General features: G+C 32.0%; 16 protein-coding genes, 2 rRNA genes and 2 pseudogenes (1 of these 20 cut by a window edge). 7 read left to right on the top strand and 13 right to left on the bottom strand.

Annotated features, from left to right (window positions below; all coding sequences use genetic code 11):
- Positions 1–23 precede the first annotated feature (23 nt).
- Genes DZ64_RS0103755 through DZ64_RS0103765 form a run of 3 tightly spaced genes read right to left on the bottom strand, consistent with a single transcriptional unit; the run spans position 24 to position 1,428 of the window.
- Positions 24–740, bottom strand: coding sequence for a DUF445 domain-containing protein (locus DZ64_RS0103755; protein WP_024789489.1), 717 nt, complete (start codon positions 738–740; stop codon positions 24–26).
- Positions 737–1,078, bottom strand: coding sequence for an arsenate reductase family protein (locus tag DZ64_RS0103760; RefSeq protein ID WP_024787294.1), 342 nt, complete (start codon positions 1,076–1,078; stop codon positions 737–739). The genes DZ64_RS0103755 and DZ64_RS0103760 overlap by 4 nt, the downstream gene beginning before the upstream one ends.
- Positions 1,075–1,428, bottom strand: coding sequence for a rhodanese-like domain-containing protein (locus DZ64_RS0103765; RefSeq protein ID WP_024787295.1), 354 nt, complete (start codon positions 1,426–1,428; stop codon positions 1,075–1,077). The genes DZ64_RS0103760 and DZ64_RS0103765 overlap by 4 nt, the downstream gene beginning before the upstream one ends.
- Before the next feature lie 69 nt (positions 1,429–1,497).
- Between DZ64_RS0103765 and DZ64_RS0103770 the strand changes: the two genes are divergently transcribed.
- Positions 1,498–3,408 carry a motility associated factor glycosyltransferase family protein gene (locus DZ64_RS0103770; protein WP_024789490.1) on the top strand — a complete coding sequence of 637 codons (1,911 nt, stop codon included), beginning with the start codon at positions 1,498–1,500 and terminating at the stop codon, positions 3,406–3,408.
- 9 nt (positions 3,409–3,417) lie between these two features.
- On the opposite strand, the gene DZ64_RS0103775 is transcribed toward DZ64_RS0103770, so the two are convergent.
- Together DZ64_RS0103775 and DZ64_RS0103785 are read right to left on the bottom strand one after the other, a co-directional pair.
- Positions 3,418–4,935: a flagellin A gene (locus DZ64_RS0103775; protein WP_024789491.1), complete on the bottom strand. Its 1,518-nt coding sequence runs from the start codon at positions 4,933–4,935 to the stop codon at positions 3,418–3,420.
- A gap of 185 nt (positions 4,936–5,120) precedes the next feature.
- A complete protein-coding gene (locus DZ64_RS0103785) occupies positions 5,121–6,638 on the bottom strand; it encodes a flagellin A (protein ID WP_024789492.1) in 1,518 nt (505 codons plus the stop codon).
- 104 nt (positions 6,639–6,742) lie between these two features.
- Between DZ64_RS0103785 and DZ64_RS10595 the strand changes: the two genes are divergently transcribed.
- The 4 genes from DZ64_RS10595 to DZ64_RS0103805 all read left to right on the top strand — a co-directional run bounded on the left by DZ64_RS10595 (position 6,743) and on the right by DZ64_RS0103805 (position 11,292).
- Positions 6,743–8,401, top strand: coding sequence for a hypothetical protein (locus tag DZ64_RS10595; RefSeq protein WP_024789493.1), 1,659 nt, complete (start codon positions 6,743–6,745; stop codon positions 8,399–8,401).
- Entirely contained in the window at positions 8,376–9,191 is an 816-nt protein-coding gene (locus tag DZ64_RS0103795; RefSeq protein WP_024789494.1) for a glycosyltransferase family 2 protein, read from the top strand. Before DZ64_RS10595 ends, DZ64_RS0103795 begins: the two co-directional genes overlap by 26 nt.
- Before the next feature lie 125 nt (positions 9,192–9,316).
- Complete coding sequence (locus DZ64_RS0103800; protein ID WP_024789495.1) at positions 9,317–10,234, top strand: UDP-glucuronic acid decarboxylase family protein; 918 nt, start codon at positions 9,317–9,319, stop codon at positions 10,232–10,234.
- Positions 10,231–11,292 carry a DUF354 domain-containing protein gene (locus DZ64_RS0103805; protein ID WP_035003100.1) on the top strand — a complete coding sequence of 354 codons (1,062 nt, stop codon included), beginning with the start codon at positions 10,231–10,233 and terminating at the stop codon, positions 11,290–11,292. The genes DZ64_RS0103800 and DZ64_RS0103805 overlap by 4 nt, the downstream gene beginning before the upstream one ends.
- Here the strand turns inward: DZ64_RS0103805 and pseI are convergent.
- From pseI to pseB, 6 genes and pseudogenes are all read right to left on the bottom strand, one after another.
- Positions 11,282–12,300, bottom strand: a pseudogene (pseI, locus tag DZ64_RS14005) (pseudaminic acid synthase). The gene DZ64_RS0103805 and the pseudogene pseI overlap by 11 nt on opposite strands.
- Positions 12,281–12,724 (bottom strand): UDP-4-amino-4,6-dideoxy-N-acetyl-beta-L-altrosamine N-acetyltransferase, encoded by a 444-nt coding sequence (gene pseH, locus DZ64_RS0103815; RefSeq protein ID WP_024789496.1) that lies wholly within the window; start codon positions 12,722–12,724, stop codon positions 12,281–12,283. The pseudogene pseI and the gene pseH overlap by 20 nt, the downstream one beginning before the upstream one ends.
- Positions 12,693–13,541 (bottom strand): UDP-2,4-diacetamido-2,4,6-trideoxy-beta-L-altropyranose hydrolase, encoded by an 849-nt coding sequence (gene pseG / locus DZ64_RS0103820; RefSeq protein ID WP_024789497.1) that lies wholly within the window; start codon positions 13,539–13,541, stop codon positions 12,693–12,695. Before pseG ends, pseH begins: the two co-directional genes overlap by 32 nt.
- The gene (gene pseF, locus DZ64_RS0103825) at positions 13,525–14,202 is read right to left on the bottom strand and encodes a pseudaminic acid cytidylyltransferase (protein WP_024789498.1); all 678 of its coding nucleotides are present in this window, start codon (positions 14,200–14,202) and stop codon (positions 13,525–13,527) included. Before pseF ends, pseG begins: the two co-directional genes overlap by 17 nt.
- Entirely contained in the window at positions 14,199–15,407 is a 1,209-nt protein-coding gene (gene pseC / locus DZ64_RS0103830) for a UDP-4-amino-4,6-dideoxy-N-acetyl-beta-L-altrosamine transaminase (RefSeq protein WP_024787307.1), read from the bottom strand. Before pseC ends, pseF begins: the two co-directional genes overlap by 4 nt.
- Positions 15,407–16,396: a UDP-N-acetylglucosamine 4,6-dehydratase (inverting) gene (gene pseB, locus DZ64_RS0103835; RefSeq protein WP_024789499.1), complete on the bottom strand. Its 990-nt coding sequence runs from the start codon at positions 16,394–16,396 to the stop codon at positions 15,407–15,409. The genes pseC and pseB overlap by 1 nt, the downstream gene beginning before the upstream one ends.
- Before the next feature lie 62 nt (positions 16,397–16,458).
- Between pseB and DZ64_RS0103840 the strand changes: the two genes are divergently transcribed.
- Together DZ64_RS0103840 and DZ64_RS10605 are read left to right on the top strand one after the other, a co-directional pair.
- A complete protein-coding gene (locus DZ64_RS0103840; protein ID WP_024789500.1) occupies positions 16,459–17,325 on the top strand; it encodes a HupE/UreJ family protein in 867 nt (288 codons plus the stop codon).
- Between the two features lie 16 nt (positions 17,326–17,341).
- Positions 17,342–18,551, top strand: a pseudogene (locus tag DZ64_RS10605) (IS256 family transposase).
- Between the two features lie 353 nt (positions 18,552–18,904).
- Here the strand turns inward: DZ64_RS10605 and rrf are convergent.
- Together rrf and DZ64_RS0103855 are read right to left on the bottom strand one after the other, a co-directional pair.
- A 5S ribosomal RNA gene (gene rrf / locus DZ64_RS0103850) occupies positions 18,905–19,020 on the bottom strand.
- Positions 19,021–19,078: 58 nt separating this feature from the next.
- Positions 19,079–21,643: ribosomal RNA gene (locus tag DZ64_RS0103855) — 23S ribosomal RNA — on the bottom strand (it continues 322 nt past the right edge of the window).

Here is a 21,643-nt window from a genome sequence, read left to right on the forward strand (position 1 = left end):
TGTGGAATTATGCTAAAACAAAATTACATTTGAATAACAAAATATTGAACAAAGCCTATAATAGCGCCGAGAACGGCTCCTGCAAAATTAATAAACCCAAAATGCTTTTTCATTAAAACAAACAGCATATCTTCTAATTTTTTTTCATCAAATGAATTTATTTTATCTTCCACAATTTTTTCAATATTAGCTTTTATTAAAATTTTGGGCAGTTCACATTCCATAAAAACATATATTTCGTTTAAAAGCTTGTTTTTTACCTTTTCTTTATTTACAAATTTATTAAGTTTTATTCCGAGATTGACCTCACTCAATAATCTTTCAATGGTAGATGCATCTATAAAAGAGCCGAGCATCGGAAATTTTGATTTTATCAAATTATCTATCCATGTTCCAAGATTTTTGGCAAGTTCGTCTTTTGGGGTAAGCTCCGTTATATCCTGTGAGAGAAATTTTTCTATTTCTCCTTCCAAAAAAATTTCAATCTCTTTTTTTACCCCTTTATTTGTTACAATTTTTTTTATTTCCTCTTCGCTTAATATGTAATTTTTTACAACAGCGCCAACCTTTTTTGCCAGTGTGTTTTTTTCTCTTGGAATAACCCCCTGGGGGAAAATAAGGATATTTTTTAGTTTAACTGGTTTATAAGGTCTAAAAAGAAGTTTTATTGCAACATAATTAGTCACATATCCGATGGCTGCACCGACTCCCACACTTATGGTTAAAATTTCAATATTCATTCAAAAATTTCCTTATATTTTTCTTCATCAAATCCTACAACAACTTCACCGTTACCCAATTCAATTACCGGCCTTTTAATAAGCAGATTTTCTTTACATAACCACTCTAACATCGCTTCATCGTCAAGGTTTAATTCTTTTAATTTAAGCTGTCTGTATTTTGTACCCCTTTTATTAAAAAGAGTATTAATATCAACTTTTTTAAGCCATTCCTTTACTTTATCACATCCAACAGGTTCTTTTTTAAAATCATGAAACTCATATCCAATATTCCTGTCATTAAAAAATTTTAAAGCCTTTTTAACACTTCCACATGTTTTTATTCCATATACTTTCATTCTTCCCCTTTAATTGGTTTAATATTAAGTACTTCTGTTATATAAAAAAAACCCCCTCTGAGCCCTACAGCATCAAGACCCGTGTTTTTTGCAATTTCAACCGCCTTTTTTAAATCAGTTAATATTCCTCTGTCGTCCATAATCGCATATTTTTTACTTTTATCAAGCATCATAAGTTTACTTGCAAAATATTCATCAAAAGGTATATTTTTTGAATTGGGCAGTTTCCCATAAAATTCGACATCTTCCGGACCTCTTATATCGATAATTATTCTTGTATTTACGTCGTTATAATCCGGAAAAGGGTCTTTTGCAAGTTTGATATTGCTTTTTTTCTTCTTAAAAAACATATGCTCTCCTTTGTTATAATTTTATCAAAAATACCGATATAAGCTTAAATATATCAAAAAAGGAAAAAAATGTCTCCAATCTTTGAAAAAAACATAAAAGCTTTATTTAATCAAAATCCAAATTTAGCAACAGAACTTTTTGGATTTAAAAATACCAAATTTGAAATATTCCAACAAGGGGATGACCCGGCAAACATAAACTTAATAGATAAAGAAAAAAAACTTCCGCTTTATGAAACCAAACCATTAGATGAAATTGAATCACAAAAAAAAATATTTGATCAAAAATATTTAAGATATCCTGTTTTATTTTTTTATGGGACAGGAAACGGTATTTTAATAAAATTACTGCTTGACAACCCCATAAGAAAAAAAATAGTAGTTATTGAACCGGACACTCAAATTTTATTTATTGTTTTAAATTTAATAGATTTTTCAAAAGAGATTGAAGAAAACAGATTAATCCTTTATAAATCAGCCCAGTTCAATTATCCGGAAGCAATAAAAATAATGACCCATCCGGATATTATTCTTTTTGTCAAAACATATGAATTACAAATTAACACAAAATATTATGAAAAATTATATAAAAAAGACATTATTGATATAAATCAGTTATTTACAAGGGCAATAAAACAAGCCGTTATTAATTTTGGTAATGACACAATAGATACATTGATAGGAATAGAGCATTCTATAAAAAATATGCCTGAAATGCTCAAAAACCCGCCGATTCAGTCGATTAAAGGAAAAAAAAATTCGGATATCGCAATTATTGTCTCAACCGGACCTTCTCTTACAAAACAGCTGCCCCTGCTTAAAGAAATACAAAATTATGTGAGTATTATCAGCGTGGACGCTTCTATGCCCATACTTGAAAAATGGGGCATTATTCCGGATTTTGTAACAAGTCTGGAAAGGGTAAAGGAAACAGCTAAATTTTTTGACAATACATCAAAAGAATTTCAGGAAAAATTTATCACAATCCATGCATCGCTTCAACATGAAAATGTTTTAAAAAATTCATACGGGCCAAAAATTCTTTCTATGAGAGGTTTTCAATATAACAGATTCCTAAATCTTAAAAAATACGGATATTTAGGTGTTGGAATGAGTGCTGCTAATATGGCTTATGAACTTGCTTATATGCTTGGATTTAAAAAAATTGTTTTAATTGGACAGGATTTGGCTTACAGTGAAGATGGAACAAGTCATGCAAAAGGACATGTATACGGGGAAAAAGAGATAGAATACAAAGAAACCGATGAATATGTCACGAAATACGGGGGAAACGGGGTAATCAGAACGTCAAAAACATGGCTTATGTTTAAAAACTTTTTTGAAAAAGATATATATGAAACAAACCTTGAAGGAATTTTAACTATTAATGCAACTGAAGGAGGGGCAAGAATAGAAGGCAGTATAGAAATGCCTTTTAGCGAAGTTATTAAAAAATATGTCAAAAAAATTCCAAAATCAAAAATAAAACTTAGAAAACCGAGAATTGACGGTTATATTAAAAATCTACAAAAAGCATACAATAAAACATTGAAGATGATTAAAATAGGAGAAAAAACAAAATCAGACATTGAAAAAGTGTTTATTGAAGTAGCTAAATGTTTTGACGAACTGGTGGAATTAAACAAAAACAATCATCTTGAAAAGATAGATTTTAAAAAATTAAACAGACTCTCTGATAAAATTGATAAAATAAAAGAAAAAATCGAATCAAAAACTTTTATGCAGTGCTATGGGGAAACTATGGTTCCATATCTGATAAACAAGGAAACAGACCTTGCTAAAATTCAGGTTCAAAATCCAAAAACCGACATTGAAAAAAAAGCAAAATTAATAGACTGGATAATGAATCACAGAGAATGGCTTTTTAATTTAGCAGGAAGCATAAACGCACAAATAGTTGTTGTAAAAAGAGCCCTTCCTTTTGTAGAAAAAGAATTAAAAAAAGAAAAATCTTATTGATTTTTCTAATTATTGTAACAATTTCAATACATTCTGCTGTACTGCGTTAGCCTGAGACAAGGCAAAACTTCCTGATTGTGCTAAAAGATTATGTTTTTGGAAATTAGCTGTTTCAGCTGCAAAATCTACATCTCTGATTTGAGATTCAGCCGCTTTTACATTTACCTGTGTTACGGAAATATTGTTTATTGTACTAACCAACTGATTTTGTACAGAACCTATATCTGCTCTTACTTTATCAAGAAGTTTTTGTGCACTCTCGGCAATATCCATAACAGCCATAGCACCTTTTAGTGTTGTAACTCCTGCGCCTATTCCGCTTGCATTATCCGCTCCTACCACAGAATTTGCATTTGCTCCAATGGCACTTGCCTGATCTGCACTGAAAGAGCCTTTAATAGTTCTTAAATTAATAGTGGCCTCGGCCATGTTACTGGTAATACCTATTTTTGAAATACCTGTTCCGGTAATTTTAATATCTCTTGCATCTAATCTTGTTAATGTAAGCCTTCCGACAATTGTATCTGATGCCGATGCATTTGCAAAACTTCCCCCTCCAAGTATTGAAGAGCCTGATGTAGTAGAAACCTGAATTGCCCTACCGTCCAAACTTCTTAGATTAAGTCTGCCTTCATGATCTATATAAGCTTCCACACCGGTTTCATCTTTTACCGCATTAATTGCATTAACCAATGTTCCGTCACTGTCTGCTTTTTGAACAGTAAGATCACCTATTTCAACCCCGTTTATTTTTAATCCGTGAACGGTGCCTGCTTGTATTTCACTTGAACCTGTTCCATGTACCTGCCATGATGCCCTGACTCCTGTTAAATCAGAGTTTTTATTTATAACTTCCGCAAGTACTCCTATTCCTGTTCCTGCACTTGTTGATACTTTTACTGTTTCTAATTGTATATCTCTTCTTCCGTCTGCTGATTTAAATGTTAATTTATAGCTATTAAGTGAATTGGAAGCAGTAGAAACAGCAACATCCGCAGTTGTTTCAAATCTTGTGTTTCCTATTTTGTCTGAAGATGTGGCACCTATACTCGCCTGAACTGTTTCATTTGAATAAGCACCTATTTGGAATTTTTGATTGGTAAAACTACCGCTTAAGAGTTTTTTACCGTTATAAGATGTTGTAGCTGCGATATTATCAAGCTCTTCCATTAATCTTGTAATATCTTCCTGAAGCGCTTTTCTTGTATCTGTTGTCTGTCCGTCCTGTGCGGCCTGAGTGGCTTTTACTTTAATTGTATCAAGAATTTTTACCTGTTCGTCCATTGCTTTGTCGGCAATTTGCATAACGCCGACGGCATCATTGGCATTTCTAATAGCCTGACCTAAACTGTCAGCCTGATCTCTCAAAGAATCTGCAATCTGAAGACCTGATGCGTCATCCGCAGCTTTGTTTATTCTAAGTCCAGTTGAAAGTTTTTCCAAAGAATCGCTAAGTTCCCTGTTGTTGGCCACAGCTGCCGCATGTGCATTTAATGCAGCAATGTTTGTATTTATTCTAAAGCCCATATGCTTCTCCTTAATATTTTAAAAAAAAGAAGCAAAAGCTATTCCGAAAAGTTAAAATGTAAAATGGAGAACGGAAAATGAGCGCAAATGAGCAGTTCACCTAGCTGCTTGAAAAGCGGCCACGGTGAATAATGGAAAATTAAAAATAAAGAAAAAGGCAAAAAGCCTTTAAAAAGCCGTAGAAATTATTGTAAAAGTCTCATTACATTTTGTTGAGAAGCATTAGCCTGAGACAATGCATAACTTCCTGATTGTGCCAATAAATTCCATTTTTTGAAATTAGCAGTCTCAGCTGCAAAATCTACATCTCTAATTTGAGATTCAGCCGCTTTTACATTTACTTGTGTTACTGAAATGTTGTTAATTGTACTTACTAATTGATTTTGTACAGAACCAATATCACCTCTGATTTTATCAAGTAATTTAGCTGCACTGTCTGAAATATTCATAACAGCCATAGCACCTTTTAGAGTTGTAACCCCTGCGCCTATTCCGCTTGCATTATCTGTAGCTATTAATGAGTTAGCATTTGCTCCAATAGCACTTGCCTGAGTCGTATTAAATCTGTTTTTGATTGTTCTTAAATTAATAGTGGCCTGAGCCATTTTACTTGTTACACCAACCAAAGAAGCATTTGTTCCACTGATTTTAATATCCCTTGCATCAAGTCTTACAAAAGTAAGCCTTCCGACAATTGTATCTGTTCCTGAAGCTTTGTTAAAACTTCCGTTTCCTAATACTGTTGATGCTGATGTGGTAGAAACCTTAATTGCCCTACCGTCCAAACTTCTTAGATTTAATCTTCCCTGCTCGTCTACATATGCTTCCACACCGGTTTGGTCTTTTACCGCATTAATTGCATTAACCAATGTTCCGTCACTGTCTGCTTTTTGAACAGTAAGGTCACCTATTTCCACACCGTTTATTTTTAATCCGTGAACAGTACCGGAACTAATCTCACTTGAGCCTGTTCCCTGTACCTTCCATGAAGCCCTGACACCAGTTAAATTAGAGTTTTTATTGATAACTTCCGCAAGCACCCCTATACCTGTTCCGGCACTTGTTGATATTTTTACATCTTCTAATGTAATATCTCTTTTCCCGTCTACTGATTTAAATTTTAAAGCTACATCTTTTAATGAATTTGCCCCTGCTGAAACAGCAACATACGCAGTTGTTTCAAATCTTGTGTTTCCTATTTTGTCTGAAGATGTGGCACCTATACTTGCTGTTATTGTTTCATTTGAATAAGCACCGATTTGGAATTTTTGATTGGTAAAACTACCGCTTAAGAGTTTTTTACCGTTATAAGATGTTGTTTGAGCAATATTATCAAGCTCTTCCATTAATCTTGTAATATCTTCCTGAAGCGCTTTTCTTGTATCTGTTGTCTGTCCGTCCTGTGCGGCCTGAGTGGCTTTTACTTTAATTGTATTAAGAATTTTTACCTGTTCATCCATTGCTTTGTCGGCAATTTGCATAACGCCGACGGCATCATTGGCATTTCTAATAGCCTGACCTAAACTGTCAGCCTGATCTCTTAAAGAATCCGCAATCTGAAGACCTGATGCGTCGTCTGCTGCTTTGTTTATTCTAAGCCCTGTGCTTAATTTTTCAAGAGAATCATTTAAATTTCTGTTTGTTACCATTTCTGCAGCATGCGCATTAAGAGCCGCTACATTTGTTCTGATTCTAAAACTCATTTTTAACTCCTTTTAATTTTATGATGGCTTCCTTGCCATCTTGGATATATATCGGCCGATAAAATATTTTTTTGATATAATTTTTCAAAAAAAGTATAAAAATAATGAAAAAAATAAGAGAAAATATTATAAATTTATTAAAAAAAGGCGATTTGCCTTCAAATGCTTATATAAATTATTATGATAAAGTAAAAAACATAAAATTTAAATATAATAAGTTTTTAGAAAAAAATATTGAAGCTTTAAAAAATTATTATCCAAATGCATTAAATGCTGAAAAAGGTATAATAAATAATGTATTGTTTATTTTAGAAATGTTTAATTCAAGCAAAAATGCTTTAGAAGATTATCTATTTAGATCACTTCATTTTAAACATGATATAAAAGATGTTTTTTACGCTCTTGATTTTTTTCAAAAAACACCTTCACTTACAAAAGAAATTTTTTTAGAAACGTTAAAAGACATATTAAACCCAAATTACTTTTTTTCACTAAATGAACAGACAAGAAGGAATGTCTTTGTAAATATTTTAGCTGTTTGGCATAATAAAAATATTTTTGTAAAACCTTTTTGGCTTGAGCAACTTCCTATTTTTAAAAATTTACTTGATTATGCCATTACAAAAGATTTAATAGAAGATATAATGTATATACATTTTTATTTTTACCATTTTTATGGAAATTCCACCCAGACTATAAAAGACTGGGAAAAATTTAATGAAATCGTAGAAAAGCCTTTAAGTCAATATTATAAAAATTGGGGTGAAAAAAACAATCTGCCAAAACCACCGCAAACTTATAATAACAAAAAGAAAAGAATAGGTTTTTTAATAGACAGATTAGTTACCACTTCTCCTTTAATAGTAGAATATTCATTATGGAAAGCATTAATGCAAAATGAAGAATTTAAAAATAATTATGAAATATTTGTTTATTCTATGAATTATGTAGATAAAAACCCTGATGAAGAAGAATGGGTTATTAAACTTAAAGAAATAGGTATTGAAGTTTATACTCCTCAATTTAAATTTTATAAAGAGGGATATTATTACAAACATTTGCCAAAAGCTCTTGATTTAAGAGAGCAAATTTTAAAAGATAAAATTGATATTTTAGTTTCAGGTTTTGGATATGATATTCCAAATTTTCTTTTTTCAACTCGTTCAGCACCTAAGCAAATTTTTTGGTCTCATGGAAACTGCACAAGCAAAATTGAAAATATTGATTTAAGAATTTCGCATTTTGAACAAGAATGCAAAAATCAAGAATGGAAAATTTTTAATGTTCCAATGGCAAAAGAATTTTTAATAGGGCCTGAATATTGCAAAATAGAAAGTAAAAAAATTAAAGAAGAATTTTTAAAAAAATATGGAAAAGATACTGTTATTTTAGGAACTATCGGAAGACTAATTAAAATAGACAGCGATGAATATTTAAAAGTCATTGCTGAAATTATGAAAGAAAATCCAAACACAATCTATTTAGCCTGTGGAGAAGGAAATCAAGAAAGCATTAAGAAAAAACTTAAAAAATATAATATAGATGAAAATAGATTTATTTTTACAGGCCAAATTAATCCGCATGTATATGGATGGATTATTGATGTTTGGCCAGAAACATTCCCTTTAAGACAAGGACATAGTATAAAAATTAAAGATAAGAGATTAAGAATTGCAAAAGCTTTTCAAATAGATATTTTAAAAAATATAGAATCAAATTTTATTGAAAAGGTTTTTTATGCTAATTTCAGTTTTAATAGATAATTATAATTATGGAAAATTTTTATCAGAATGTACCGAAAGTGTTTTAGATCAAACATATCAGAATTTTGAAATTATTATTGTTGATGACGGAAGCAGTGACAATTCAAAAGAAATAATTGAAAAATATGCTAATAAAGATAAAAGAATTAAACCTATATTTAAAAAAAATGGAGGGCAGGCAAGCGCATTTAATGAAGGTTTTAAACATTGCAATGGGGAAATAATTTGTTTTTTAGATAGTGATGATAAATTTCTACCAAATAAACTTAAAAAAATTAAAGAAATATATGAAAAAGGTTATGAATATATAGTTAATGATTATAAATTAATTGGAAATACTGCTTATAAAGGTCCATATTATCCATATGGAGGATATAATATGTTTTTAGTTTATTATTTAACTTTTTTTGCAGGAAGCACTACATCTAATATTTCAATATCAAAAAAACTGGCAAACCAAATTTTTCCAATTCCTTATGAAAAATTTTTTAAAATCAGAGCTGATGATGTTATTGTTTTTATATCTAATTTAATGACAGAAATGTTTTTCATTGATAAAGAATTAAGTGAATACAGAATACATGGAGACAATTTATTTGCATGTAATAATTCTGATACTTTAAAAGATAAATTTTACAGAGATTATATATTACATAAAATAAAGAAATACTATTTAGATAAAATTAATATAGAAAAAAGATTTTTTGAAAATCCATATGATTTATATTTAGAATTTACTACAAAGCAAATTTATGATTTTAATATTTTTAAATTATATTTAAAAATATAGTTGTTAGAAATAAACGCTCCATTTATCAAAAAAATTCAAATAGCAAAAAAAATGTTAAATTTTTATAAAAGACAAAAAAAGACAAAACTTAAGAAAAAAACTCATTTACCATAAAAGGAAATAGATTGAAAAAAATTTTAATAGCAGGCGGAGCCGGTTTTATAGGAAGCCATTTATGCAAAAAACTACTTGAAGAGAATAATGAAGTAATTTGTATTGACAATTTACTCACAGGCCAGAAAAATAATATCTATAATCACAAAAATTATAAATTTATTAAAAATGACATTATTAATCCAATTGATATAAAAGTTGATGAAATATACAATTTAGCTTGTCCTGCTTCTCCTAAACAATATTTTAAATATCCAATTTACACAACAAAAATTTCTGTAATTGGTACTTTAAATTTATTAGAATTAGCTTATAAATATAATGCAAAATTTCTTCAGGCCTCTACCAGTGAAATTTATGGTGATCCTGAAGTTCATCCTCAAACGGAAGAATATTTCGGAAATGTAAATACCATAGGACCAAGAGCATGTTATGATGAAGGAAAAAGATGTGCAGAAACATTATGTAGTAATTTTAAAAGAGAAAAAAACATTAATGTAAAAATAGTCAGAATTTTTAATACTTATGGACCACATATGAGAGCGGATGATGGTAGGGTAATTAGCAATTTTATAGTTCAGGCATTGACAAATAAAGATATCACTATTTATGGAGACGGTAAACAAACAAGAAGTTTTTGTTATGTGGATGATTTAGTAAATGGACTTATTAAAATGATGAATTCAAATGAAAACGGCCCTATAAATATTGGAAATCCTGAAGAATATTCAATAATAGAAGTTGCTGAAAAAATAATAAACTTAACAAACCCGAAAAGTAAAATTAAATTTTTAAATAAAATGGAAGATGATCCAAAAGTTAGAAAACCTGATATTAAAAAAGCTAAAAAACTTTTAAATTGGCAACCAAAAATATCTTTTAATGAAGGATTAAAAAAAACCATTAAATATTTTAAAGAGCAATTATGAATATACTTTTTGATTTGGATATGTCAAAATGGGCACTTTTTTTTATACCTATAATAAAAAAATTAAAAAAAAACCATACTGTAATTGTAACTTCCCGAGGAGGAAAAGGATATTCAGAGCTTAATAAAATTTTAGATTTATATAAAATAAATTATATTTCTATTGGAGAATTTGGAGGCGCAGATTTAGAAAACAAATTAAAAGCCAGTATACAAAGACAATTACAATTAATCGATGTAATAAAAAAATACTCTATCGAAAAAATCGTAAGTGGAAGCGTAGTTGACAGTAGCAGAGTTGGATTTGGATTAGGTATTGAAGTTATTAACTTTTATGATATGCCAATTAAAGGTCATACAACAAATTTAAAATCAGCCCTTCCCCAAATAAAACTCTCTATTCCATTATCCACTAAAATATTTAAACCATTTATTATACCAGATGAAATTTATTTAAGATTGGGATTAGAAAAAGAACAAATTATTGAATATAATTTTATTGATCCTTTAATTTGGCTTAAAAAATTTAAATTTGATAAAAAATATATTGAAAGTTTTTATAATAAATACAACATAAATAGAAATAAATTTACAATAGTTATAAGAGAAGAAGAGTATAAATCAAGTTATGTAAATAAAAAATATCCTTTTTTATATGAAGCAATTCCAGAAATTTATAAAAAATTTAATGCAAATATTATAATAATTCCAAGATATGAAAGTAACTATCTAAAAAAAGAGTTTCCTTTTGCTTATGTGATAGAAGAAAAAATTTTTCTTCAGCATTTATTAAAAGACGCTGATTTATTCATTGGAGGTGGCGGAACAATAAATACTGAAAGCTGTTTTCTTGGCACTCAGACAATTTCAACAAGAAGTTTTATAAGCCATTACGATAAATGGCAGATTGATAATAATTTAATGTATTGGACAAACAATAAAGAAGAGCTATTAAATTTGGTAAAAAAAGCAACAGAATTTAAATTAAAACCAAATACTGAAATTTTAGATCAAATGGAAGTAAATTCAGATTTACTAATAAATAACATCATCCAATAACTTCCCAACTAAGTCTTTCCCCTCTTTCCAAATCCTTGCATGCCTTTTTTCCAAGAATTTGAGGCAGATATTTTGGATGAAGTCCATATCCCGGACGGATTGAGCGTATATTTTCACGGGTGAATTTTTCACCTTTTTTAATATCTTTTACAACATATAAACTTCTTGCAAATTCTCTTCCTTTTTTTGGTTTAAAATCTACCTCTCCAATCATTTCTTCAACTTCTCTTACAGTTTTAACCATCTCTTTAAATTCTTTTGGAGTTAGACTAAATGCCCTGTCTGGAGAATCAATAGATTTATCTAAAATAAAGTGTTTTTCAACTATTCTTGCTCCAAGCGTAACAGCCGCTATGGGAGCTGAAATACCAAGAGTATGGTCTGAAAAACCTATTTCGCAGTTAAATATCTCTTTCATTGCAGGAATTGTTTTTAGATTTACTTCGCTTCTTGGTGCGGGATAGGCTGATGTGCATTTTAAAAGGGCAATATCAATATTATATTTTTTGGCTGAATTTATGGCATTTTGAATATCTTCAAATTCTGCAATACCGGTTGAGAAATTATTATTGGTTTTTTTTGACTTGCCACATAATCTACAAATTCATAATCAGTAATTTCAAATGAAGCTATTTTATAAGCAGGAGGATTAAACTGTTTTAAAAAATCAACATCTTTTTTGCTAAAAGGTGAACTAAATACTTCTAAATCTAAACTTCTTGCATAGTTAAAAAGTTCCTCATGCCACTCAAGTGGAGTCATTGCAACTTTATATAATTCATACAAATTTTTCCCATCCCAAAGCCCGCCTTTAATTAAAAAATCATCTTTTTTACAATCAATTGTAAGAGAATCAGGAGTATAAGTTTGAAGTTTTATTGCATCAGCTCCGCTTTCTTTTGCTGCATATATTGTATCTTCTGCCGTTTGTAAAGAATGGTTATGATTTGCACTAAGCTCAGCTATTATAAAAACTTTGTCTTTTGTATCAATTTTTCCTATTTTCATTTTCAAGCTCCATTTTTATTAAGTTATTTTTTTTATCAGTCTCTTTAAATCCATATTTTTTGTATAAATTTATAGCTTTTAGATTATCTTCATATACATAAAGTATAAGTTTATTTAAATTTAACATATTAAAGCCATAATCAATAATTTTTTTAATTAAAATTTTTCCAACACCTTTTTTTTCAGGATTTTTATGAATTCCTATTTCTGCTGAGTTTTTATTTATTTTAAAATTTATCACTCCTAAATCATTTACTTTAAAATATAGTCTTGATTTATCGTTTTTTAGTTTTTCAATAAATTCTAAATGATTTTTTAAAGAAATTTCATTCTTATCAAACATCCATTTCCTGATTTCTGGATGGTTTCTCCACTTTAAAACTTCTTTTTTTTCATCCAATGTTAAATCTACGAAGCTTTTCACCAATTTTCCTTATATCCCTTATTTTTAAGACAGAAATTCTTTTTTCTTTTAAATATTTGGCTATTTCTTTTTGATTATCGGCTATTTCAATAGCAATAAAAGGTAAATTCATATGAATAGCTTCCCACGAGATAGTGCTTGGCGTAATTATTGCAAATTTACTTTTTGCCATTCCCTTAGCCACATTTTCGTCAATATGCAGTTTGCACCATTTATTTACTTGGCAAAATCTTTTTAGTTTAATTAAATTTTTATTAGAGCTTGTTGTATAAAAATTTACAGGAAATTTCAGTTTTTTTAACTCTTTTAAAACCTTAAGTCCGATTCCCTTAGCATCAGTTCCTCCAAAAGAGATAAAAATCCCTTCTTTTTTATCTTTTTTCTTTTTTGCTTTTTGAAATTCTTCCCTGATTAGCGGGGGAAGTATTGTAACTTTGCAAAAAGGCGGGATTTTACCAATGTATTTTTCTTTTTTGGCGTATAAATTTACATTTATTACTTCATCTGCATAGTGTCTATAGTATAAGTCGTCAAATACTATTAGCTTAATTTCAGGAAATAATTTTTTAAACTCTTTTTCATTTTCATAAGTAAAATTGTAATTATCAACAATTACTTTTTGTGGATTTAATTTTTTTTCTTCTTTAAAAAACTCTTTTTCATCTTTTATTTTCACAACTGGTAAAGAAGTTAGTTTTTCATTGCATTCTTTACAAATAATTACAGAATTTTTTATATTGTATTTTTTTACAAAAGCTTCTATTCTTTTTAAATGTCCAAGTCCAATTTCACTTGAAAAATCAATTCTTATAATCACAATAAGCCTTATACATCATTTCAGCTCTTATAAAATCCTCAATTGTATCAATATCCTGGGCTAAATATCTTGGAATAATTATCGGAATATTTCCGTCAAATTTAAATTTTTCAGTGCAATTTATTTTTTTCCAGTAAAACTGTCCGGCATCATGGAAAGCTTCTTTTAAATCCTGACTTCTTTTTTCCATAAATTCAGGAAAAAACATTTTTGCTTTATCATGATTTATTTCAAATCCCCTCCATATGGGAAAATCATATGTTGTAGCAGAAAAAGAATAACATACATCTGAATTTTTTAATTTTTCAAACCCTTCTTTTAAATACTTAACTTCTAAAAAAGGGGCTGTTGGATAAATCATACAGGCATATTTATATTTTTTTTCTTTGTTAAGTTTGTTTATTGCATGTTCGAACACATCAACACTTGAAGTATAATCATCTGATAACTCTTTTGGTCTATAAAGTATTTGGGCTCCGTATTTTTTACTAATTTCAGCTATTTCTTCACTGTCGGTTGAAACAACTGTTTTTTCAAACAAATTACTTTTTTTAGCCGTTTCTATCGAATAAACAATTAACGGTTTACCACAAAAAGATTTTATATTTTTTTTAGGTATCCTTTTACTGCCGCCTCTTGCCGGTATTATACATATATTCATTTAAGAGCCTCAAATAGTTTTTCAATCACATAATCCTGCTCTTTTTCACTCAGAGAATAATAAAGAGGGATTGAAAAAGCCTCTTCATAATATTTGTACATCTTTGGCAGATTTTCACTACCGTACCCAAGCTTTTTATAATAAGGCTGTTTGTTTATAGGAATATAATGAAGCTGCAAAAAAATTCCAGCTTTTCTTAATTTATAAAAAAGCTCGGCTTTTGTAATATCAAGTTTACTGAAATCAACCCTTACAACGTATAAATGATAAGCTGAAAATTCATTGAATTTATAAAGCGGCTTAATTATTGAATTTTCAAAAGCTTTATCATATCTCTTAGCAAGATAGTGTTTTTTTTGTATAAACTTATCAAGTTTTTTAAGCTGACTTAAGCCAAGAGCACACTGCATATCTGTAATTCTATAGTTAAAACCAAGCTCTTTCATTTCATAATACCACGGATTTAAATTGCCTTTTTTATCATAAGCCATATCTTCATTTTCCATTTTCCATTTTCCATTTTCCATTCTAACAATTCCGTGATTTCTAAGAATAAGTGCTTTTTTGTAAATTTCTTCATTATTTGTCAAAATCGCTCCGCCTTCAGCTGTAGTTATATTTTTTACTGGATGAAATGAAAATGTTGTTATATCACTTATTTGACAATCTCCAATTTTATTAATTTTCCATTTTCCATTTTCCATTTTCCATCTATAAGTTGCCCCTATCGCATGCGAAGCATCTTCTAAAATTTTTATATAAGGATAATTTTTTTTGATATACACTAATTTTTCCATATCAACAGGGTTTCCGGAAAGATGAACAGCATATACGGCTTTTATTCTGTTTCCAAACTGGTTTATAATTTCTATACATTTATCCAAATCTATATTTCCATTCTCTTTTATATCTATAAACAGCGGAATAGCCCCGGCATAAAGAATAGAATTACTTGTAGCCACAAATGAATTCGGAGTGGTTAAAACCAAATCACCTTTGTTTAGTAAAATCAGACTTGATATGTGAAGCGCCGCCGTTCCGTTACTGACAGCCACAGCATATTTAGCCCCTGTATATTTACATAAAGCTTCTTCAAATTCTTTTATTTTTGGTCCTGTTGTTAAAAAATCACTTTCAAGAGTTTCTAAAATAGCTTTTTTGTCATTTTCATCAATAAACTGTCTTGAATAAGGTATTCTTTTCATTAAATAAATTCCTTGGCTAATTTTAAAAATTCTTCACTGTTTAACCACCAGTCATTATTATCGGAAGAATATTCAAAACCGATATCTTTTTCCTCTCCTTTTTCCCCTAAATTATTAACGCTGTAATCAACCGGAGTATGAAATTGAATTGTAGGCTTTATTACAAAATGGTCGTTAAACTCAATGCACCTGTCATTTTTGGTAATCATTACTTCATGTAATTTTTCACCAGGTCTTATTCCAATTTCTTCCAATTCACATTCAGGACATAATGCTTTTGCTAAATCAGTCATTTTCATTGAAGGAATTTTGGGAACAAATATTTCTCCGCCGTGCATTCTTTCGAAATTTTTTAAAACAAATTTCACACCCTGCTCAAGCGTAATTAAAAACCTTGTCATATCCTTGTGGGTAATAGGAAGCTTTTTTCTGCCCTGTTTTATCAATTTTACAAAAAATGGAACCACACTTCCGCGTGAGCCTATTACATTACCGTATCTCACAACGGCAAACCTTGTTTTTCTTTTACCTACTAAATTATTTGCAGCAATAAAAAGCTTATCACTCGCCAGTTTTGTGGCACCGTATAAATTAATTGGGGCAGCCGCTTTATCAGTTGAGAGGGCTATTATCTTTTCTACTTCGTTTTCAATTGCACATTCTATTACATTTTCAGCACCATTTATATTTGTTTTTATACATTCCATCGGATTATATTCGGCAACCGGAACATGTTTAAGAGCCGCTGCATGAATCACATAATCCACATCTTCCATTGCTTTTTTAAGCCTGTTTTTATCCCTTACGTCACCTATAAAATATCTCATACATTTTTCATTAAAAACCTGAGCCATTTCATACTGTTTAAGCTCATCCCTGCTGTAAATAATAATTTTGTTAGGTTTATAATTTTTTAAGATTATTTCTGTATATTTTTTACCAAAACTTCCGGTACCGCCTGTTATTAATATGTTTTTGTCATTGAACATTTTTTTCCTTCTTATAAATAAAAAGCAATTTTTATTCCATAAAACTAAAATTATACAAAAAGATGATAAAAAAAATTTTAATTTTATTATTCACCGTTTTTCTTAATGCTCATCCTCTTAATATTACAAAAATGACACTGGATTTAAATAAAACCATACCTACTTTATATATGAGATTTGCTATTTTTAATATACAAAAAGCACTGCATAAAGAAAATATCTCAAAAAAAGAAATTCAATCATATATTTTAAATCACATAAAAATAGATAACTGCAAAATAAATCCTCTTTCTACGAAAATAAAAAACGAAGTTATAGTGAATAATTATTTCAATTTAAAATGCAATAACATTAATAAAATATATTTTGATATGTTTTTTGATATAGACAAAACACAACAGGGCATTATGAAAATTATTGAAAAAAATTTAACAAAAATTATAGTATTTAATCCTAATAAAAAACGTTATATTTTAAAAAATAATCAAAATGAATTTTTAGCTTTTTTAAAAGAAGGGATTTTTCATATTTTAGAAGGCATTGACCATATATTTTTTTTATTGATGTTAATAATAGCTGTATTATTAAAAAACAAACCTTTAAAAAAAAGCTTAATAGAAATAATTGAAATTGCAACTGCGTTTACAATTTCTCATTCTATTACGTTAAGTTTAAGTATGTTTAATATTGTAAATCCACCTGAAAATTTAACAGAAGTATTGATTGCTTGTACAATATTATTTGTGGCATTAAATAACTTATATTTTTGGATAAAAAAAGAGTGGTTACTTGCTTTTTTATTTGGATTTATACACGGATTCGGATTTGCCAATGCGTTAAAAGAAATGAATGTGGAAAATATAAATTTTATTAAAGTTGTTTTCGGAGAGAGTGTTAGCAATTCCGTGTCAGTCAAGGTAAAATACTAAAGAAGACAGGACTGACATGGAGAAATTTAATTTTGACAAAGCAGTAAAAGATTTATTAGCAGGTAAAAAGATAGGTGGGAAAGATGGAGTATTAGCTCCATTAATTAAAGAATTGGTAGAAGCTGCACTTGAAGCAGAAATAGAATCTCATATTGCAGATGAAGTTTTAGAAGGTAAAAGAAATAGAAGAAACGGTTATAACAGAAAAACAGTTAAAATCAACATCTGGAGAATTTGAATTAGCTACTCCAAGAGATAGAGAGGGTAGATTTGAGCCTCAAATAATAAAAAAACATCAAACAACGATAAGTGATGAAATAGAAGAGAAGATATTATCATTATATGCACTTGGAATGAGCTACAAAGATATAAAATCACATATTGAAGAGCTTTATCAAATTTCTATTTCATCAGCTACAATAAATGCAATAACGGATAAAATAATACCAAAAATCAAAGAGTGGCAATCAAGACCTTTAGAGAATATATATCCATTTGTATTTATGGATGCAATTCATTATAAAATCAAAGAAGATGGGAAATATGTAAATAAAGCGGTTTATACTATATTGGGAATTAATATAAGAGGAAAAAAAGAAATTTTAGGACTTTATTTAAGTGAAAGTGAAGGAGCAAATTTCTGGCTTCAGGTTTTAACAGATTTAAATAACAGAGGAGTAGAGGATATACTTATTGCAAGTATAGATGGACTTAAAGGATTTCCGGAAGCCATTAATTCAATATTTCCAAAAACAGAGGTTCAGTTATGTATAATTCATCAGGTTAGGAATTCATTAAAATATGTAGCTTCTAAAGATAAAAAAGAGTTTATGAAAGATTTAAAAAAAGTATATCAGGCAATATCCAAAGAACAGGCTGAAACTGAACTTGACAATATTGAAGAAAAATGGGGAGATAAATATCCTATAGTCATTAAATCCTGGAGAAACAAGTGGAATAATTTATCTAATTATTTTAAATATCCAAAACCTATAAGAAAAGTAATTTATACAACCAATATTATTGAATCGGTTCATAGACAATTTAGGAAATTAACCAAAACTAAAGGCGCTTTTCCAAATGAAAACAGCTTACTGAAATTACTCTATATGGGTATACAAAATGCAGAGAAAAAATGGACTATGCCTATTAAAAACTGGAATCTTACACTCTCTCAACTGGCAATTTTCTTTGAGGGAAGACTGGATGATGCTTTAAAGTTATGATATAATTTCCTCAGCTGACACGGAATTATGAACGGTCTCTTTTTTTTTGCTCGTTAATATTTTAGAAAAAGCAAAATATATCAAAATTATAATTTATATAACAATTTTTTTATCCATTTTATGGATAATCGACAGAAGTTTGAATCTACATTTTATGCCATTTTAATAAATTTAATATAAAAGAATGAATAATTAATATAAATAAATTAAAAGATAAGCAAAGGAGCTATAAATAAACAATATATATAAAGGAGATAATGAATATTATACTCTGTATATCAAAGGTGCCAGACCCAAATAATAATAAATAAATAATAAAAAAGGATTAATGATAAAGAAGATAACATATTAAAGCTTAGCAAGGACCTACTTTCCCACACCCGCAGGGTGCAGTATCATCAGCGCTGGAGGGCTTAACTTCCTGGTTCGGAATGGTTCAGGGTGTTTCCCCTCCGCTTTGCCCACTAAGCTTAAATATATTATCTTATAAATTAAAAATTAGCTGTTAAAAGTCTTGTCTCACGTCCGCTTAAAAGCCATTCGGGTTATTAGTACTGGTCAGCTCAACCCCTTGCAGGGCTTACACCCCCAGCCTATCAAGCAGGTAGTCTTCCTGCACCCTCATGGGAAGGCTCATCTTGGAGTGGGCTTCCCGCTTAGATGCTTTCAGCGGTTATCCCTTCCGAGCTTGGCTACCCAGCGCTGCCCTTGGCAGGACAACTGGTACACCAGTGGCTCGTCCAACCCGGTCCTCTCGTACTAGGGTTAGCTCTCCTCAACCTTCCTGCGCCCACGGCAGATAGGGACCGAACTGTCTCACGACGTTCTGAACCCAGCTCGCGTACCGCTTTAAATGGCGAACAGCCATACCCTTGGGACCTGCTCCAGCCCCAGGATGCGATGAGCCGACATCGAGGTGCCAAACCTCCCCGTCGATGTGAGCTCTCGGGGGAGATCAGCCTGTTATCCCCGGGGTACCTTTTATCCTTTGAGCGATGGCCCTTCCACTCAGAACCACCGGATCACTAAGACCGACTTTCGTCTCTGCTCGAGGTGTCTCTCTCGCAGTCAGGCTGGCTTGTGCCTTTACACTCTTCAGACGATTTCCAACCGCCTTGAGCCAACCTTTGTGAGCCTCCGTTACTCTTTAGGAGGCGACCGCCCCAGTCAAACTACCCGCCAGGCACTGTCCCCCAGAAGGATTACTCCTGCGGGTTAGTAGGCAGGATATCCAAGGGTGGTATCTCAAGATCGGCTCCACCAGAGCTGGCGCCCTGGCTTCTCAGCCTCCCACCTATCCTGCACATGGATATCCCACCTACAATGCCAAGCTGTAGTAAAGGTCCACGGGGTCTTTCCGTCTTGCCGCGGGTAGGAGGAATTTTCACCTCCACTACAATTTCACTGGATCCCTCTCTGAGACAGCCCCTCATTCGTTACGCCATTCATGCAGGTCGGTATTTAACCGACAAGGAATTTCGCTACCTTAGGACCGTTATAGTTACGGCCGCCGTTTACCGGGGCTTCAGTTCACCGCTTCGCCCGAGGGCTAACGGATCCCCTTAACCTTCCGGCACCGGGCAGGCGTCACACCCTATACCTCCTCTTACGAGTTAGCAGAGTGCTGTGTTTTTGGTAAACAGTCGACAAGAGCGCTGTGCTGCGACCCCTTTCGGCTCCAGGAGCAAGTCCCTTCACCTACTCGGGGCACACCTTATCCCGAAGTTACGGTGTCAGTTTGCCGAGTTCCTTAGAGAGGGTTCTTCCACGCGCCTTAGAATACTCATCCCGCCCACCTGTGTCGGTTTACGGTACGGGCTACTAACAACTCAATCGCCTTAGAGGCTTTTCTCGGCTCAGGGCATCTCCGATTCCCCCTCCGCTCCGAAGAGCTTTGGAGGCCTGTCGGGTCTCGGGCTATTGAAGAGCGGATTTGCCTACTCTTCACCCTACACCCTTCGAACCACTATTCCATCAGTGACCTCGGTTAACCCCAAGCGTCCCCCCTTCGGCTCATTGTTAGTAGGTAACGGAATATTAACCGTTTCCCCATCGACTACGCCTTTCGGCCTCATCTTAGGCCCCGACTAACCCTACACTGACGAACATCGTGTAGGAAACCTTGGGCTTTCGGCGAATGGGATTCTCACCCATTTTATCGCTACTCATGCCTGCATGCTCACTTGATGAGGCTCCACCGCTCCTTACCGGTACGGCTTCTACGCTGTCATCAACGCTCTCCTACCACTCTTACAAAGTAAGAATCTACGACTTCGGTGTAAACTTTTAGCCCCGTTATATTTTCGGCGCCTCCCCGCTCGACCAGTGAGCTGTTACGCTTTCTTTAAAGGATGGCTGCTTCTAAGCCAACCTCCTGGTTGTTTAAGCAGGAAAACCTCCTTTTCCACTTAAGTTTAACTTTGGGACCTTAGTCGGTAGTCTGGGTTGTTCCCCTCTCGACATAGGATTTTATCACCCTACGCCTCACTGCTAAGATTACACCATAGGTATTCGGAGTTTGACAGGGTTTGGTACAGCTGTGGGCCGCCCTAGCCCTATCAGTGCTCTACCCCCTATGGCTACCTCTTAACGCTGCACCTAAATGCATTTCGGAGAGAACCAGCTATCACTGAGTTTGATTGGCCTTTCACCCCTATCCACAGGTCATCCGAAGGCTTTTCAACGCCTACCGGTTCGGTCCTCCACGGGCTCTTACACCCGCTTCAACCTGCCCATGGATAGATCACTCAGCTTCGGGTCTGCAGCTACTGACTCGCTTTCGCTTCGGCTCCCCCTCTCGGGTTAACCTCGCCAGTAACCACAACTCGCAGGCTCATTATGCAAAAGGCAGTCCGTCACCCTTGTCCGAAGACAATAGGGCTCCGAATGATTGTAGGCAAACGGTTTCAGGTTCTATTTCACTCCCCTCACTGGGGTTCTTTTCACCTTTCCCTCACGGTACTTGTGCACTATCGGTCTGGCAGGAGTATTTAGCCTTGGAAGGTGGTCCTCCCATCTTCACTCAGGATAACACGTGTCCCGAGCTACTCACAAGGTCTTAGCTTAGTCCCACCGGTATCTTTTTGGGTACG

It is taken from the genome of Lebetimonas sp. JH292, from assembly GCF_000523275.1.
Taxonomy (GTDB): domain Bacteria; phylum Campylobacterota; class Campylobacteria; order Campylobacterales; family Nautiliaceae; genus Lebetimonas.

Coding starts and splice junctions, on each gene's coding strand:
- DZ64_RS0103755 (WP_024789489.1), bottom strand. CDS start 740: ATGAATATTGAAATTTTAACCATAAGTGTGGGAGTCGGTGCAGCCATC.
- DZ64_RS0103760 (WP_024787294.1), bottom strand. CDS start 1,078: ATGAAAGTATATGGAATAAAAACATGTGGAAGTGTTAAAAAGGCTTTA.
- DZ64_RS0103765 (WP_024787295.1), bottom strand. CDS start 1,428: ATGTTTTTTAAGAAGAAAAAAAGCAATATCAAACTTGCAAAAGACCCT.
- DZ64_RS0103770 (WP_024789490.1), top strand. CDS start 1,498: ATGTCTCCAATCTTTGAAAAAAACATAAAAGCTTTATTTAATCAAAAT.
- DZ64_RS0103775 (WP_024789491.1), bottom strand. CDS start 4,935: ATGGGCTTTAGAATAAATACAAACATTGCTGCATTAAATGCACATGCG.
- DZ64_RS0103785 (WP_024789492.1), bottom strand. CDS start 6,638: ATGAGTTTTAGAATCAGAACAAATGTAGCGGCTCTTAATGCGCATGCT.
- DZ64_RS10595 (WP_024789493.1), top strand. CDS start 6,743: ATGAAAAAAATAAGAGAAAATATTATAAATTTATTAAAAAAAGGCGAT.
- DZ64_RS0103795 (WP_024789494.1), top strand. CDS start 8,376: ATGCTAATTTCAGTTTTAATAGATAATTATAATTATGGAAAATTTTTA.
- DZ64_RS0103805 (WP_035003100.1), top strand. CDS start 10,231: ATGAATATACTTTTTGATTTGGATATGTCAAAATGGGCACTTTTTTTT.
- pseF (WP_024789498.1), bottom strand. CDS start 14,202: ATGAATATATGTATAATACCGGCAAGAGGCGGCAGTAAAAGGATACCT.
- pseC (WP_024787307.1), bottom strand. CDS start 15,407: ATGAAAAGAATACCTTATTCAAGACAGTTTATTGATGAAAATGACAAA.
- pseB (WP_024789499.1), bottom strand. CDS start 16,396: ATGTTCAATGACAAAAACATATTAATAACAGGCGGTACCGGAAGTTTT.
- DZ64_RS0103840 (WP_024789500.1), top strand. CDS start 16,459: ATGATAAAAAAAATTTTAATTTTATTATTCACCGTTTTTCTTAATGCT.